This window comes from Actinoplanes sp. NPDC051633, assembly GCF_040681735.1.
Taxonomy (GTDB): Bacteria; Actinomycetota; Actinomycetes; order Mycobacteriales; family Micromonosporaceae; genus Actinoplanes.
In genome coordinates this window covers 1-1,401 of sequence record NZ_JBFAZH010001611.1, presented here as the reverse complement: position 1 = coordinate 1,401, position 1,401 = coordinate 1, and the positions used below count along the sequence as shown (strand labels likewise).

Sequence of the window (1,401 nt, the reverse complement as noted above, 5' to 3'; positions counted from 1 at the left end):
CAACCACCAACAACACCAAGTAGAACTACACCCCGAGGACCACCACCTGGGTAATTACCTGAGCCCAACCCCGGGGAATTAGGTGAGCGCCGACACGCCAATCTGTCCCAGCGGCCGGTACCAGAGCGGGATCGCACTGCTACGCCGCCACCGCTACCGGCTCTGGCGCACCTGGGAACTCAGGGAACAGCTACGCGACCTCTACCGAACCGTTGACCCCGCCGACGCCAGATCCCACCTCAAACGCTGGTGTGCAGCCGCCGCACGCAGCCGGATCCCCGCCTTCACCAACCTTGTACGCCGCATCAAGAAACACTTCGAGGCCATTATCGCCGCCGTCGAACTCGGCATACCCAACTCACGCCTCGAAGGGATCAACGCCAAGATCCGACTCATCCAGCGCCGCGGCCACGGCTACCGCGACCTTGACGCCCTCAGCGCCATGATCTACCTCTGCCTCGGCGGGGTAACGATCACATTACCCACAGGAAGCTGAGTAGTCGCACACGTGTTCGAGCCAAGCAACTTCTCCTTGGGTCGTCAACTTGGTTCACCGTCCAAATGGAATTCCGCCGTGGCCGCTCAAGGGGGCGTTGTGGCCGTCGCGGTGGTCACGGCTGCGGCGAACTCGTGCGGGCACTCGAGCGGTAGAAAGTGTCCGCCGTTGACGTGCTGCAGCCGCACGTTGACGAAGAAGTGGCCGAGCCGGTCGGACCAGCCGATCGGAAACAATGGGTCGTGTTCGGGCCACAGCACCGTGGTCGGCGCAGTGATTCGCTCCGCGGGATGCGGCACCGGTTCGGCCACCACCCTGGCGAGCCCGCCGGAGCCGACGCGGTACCAGTGGATGGACGCGGTGAACGCGCCCGGCTCGGCGTACAGCGCGACGAGATGGTCGAGGTGGTCCTCGGCGAGGGTGAACCTGGGGCCGGACCAGTGCGTCCAGAAGTGGCGCAGGTGGCGGCGCACGGCATCGGGCCGGCCGTCGATGAGTTCGTCCGCGAGCGGAAGTTGGTGGAAGGGCACGTACCAGAACTCCTGCTGCGCTGACGGGGTCAGGATCCGCTCGCCGATCCCCGGCAGCGGTGGTGTGAGTACCAACGCCCGGACCAGATCTGGGCGGCGCCGGGCCACGGCCTGCGCGATCCGGCTGCCGATGTCGTGCCCGCCGAGGACCGGCCGGTCCAGCCCAAGCTCTTCGATCAGCCCGATGACGCTGCGCGCCTGCGCGTCGGCGCTGTACTGAGCCGTCGGGTCTGCCGGGTGCTTGTCAGACGCGCCGAAGCCGCGCAGGTCGGGTACCACCACGTCATTTTTGTTAACTGTAACTTCAGTTGAACGCATAAAACCGATTAAATTCTTTTTAACTTTTGCATACATTTTTAACTTGTTAAAAGCTTT

2 protein-coding genes are annotated in these 1,401 nt (G+C 63.9%); one reads left to right on the top strand and one right to left on the bottom strand.

What is annotated here, in order from left to right:
- Nucleotides 1–82 precede the first annotated feature (82 nt).
- The gene (locus tag AB0M20_RS43610) at nucleotides 83–496 is read left to right on the top strand and encodes a transposase (protein WP_364307384.1); all 414 of its coding nucleotides are present in this window, start codon (nucleotides 83–85) and stop codon (nucleotides 494–496) included.
- A gap of 86 nt (nucleotides 497–582) precedes the next feature.
- On the opposite strand, the gene AB0M20_RS43605 is transcribed toward AB0M20_RS43610, so the two are convergent.
- Nucleotides 583–1,401 (bottom strand): alpha/beta fold hydrolase (locus AB0M20_RS43605; protein WP_364307382.1); only part of this gene is annotated, 819 nt, incomplete at its 5' end.